Origin of the sequence: Vibrio sp. 10N.222.49.C9, from assembly GCF_041474985.1 — a bacterium.
GTDB lineage: Bacteria > Pseudomonadota > Gammaproteobacteria > Enterobacterales > Vibrionaceae > Vibrio > Vibrio crassostreae_C.
This window is the reverse complement of sequence record NZ_JBFRVD010000606.1, coordinates 1-366: the sequence shown is the minus strand read 5'-3', so window position 1 is coordinate 366 and position 366 is coordinate 1. Positions and strand designations below refer to the sequence as shown.

Genomic DNA, 366 nt, shown 5'->3' with positions numbered 1-366 from the left:
GTGCGCGCGGAGTATTAAAGCCTTTCTCTAAACCACTACCCAATGAAATAGCAGAAGGCGCTACCGGCTTGTCACAAAGAAACTTGGGGATTTGCTTGCCTGGGTGGTTGAGTTGCATCCATATCTGCGAGCCATTTTGCTTTCCAGCACTCGCCCACTCAGTAAATAGCGATAAGTCGCTTTGCTCATCGAGAACCACATTCTTAGGTTCACCAAGGGCACTTCGATCCACCATTACATTACCCGTAATGGATAGACCAATCCCCCCTTTAGCCCAGCGTTGGTATAAGGTTGCTATGCCCGAGGTCGGATTATGCTGCTTATCTCCAAGCTGCTCGCTCATCGCTGATTTAAACAGACGATTCT

General features: G+C 48.6%; 1 pseudogene. It reads right to left on the bottom strand.

Features of this window, described 5'->3' with window-relative positions:
- Positions 1 to 366, bottom strand: a pseudogene (locus tag AB4585_RS24700) (NADH oxidase); the annotation flags it as partial.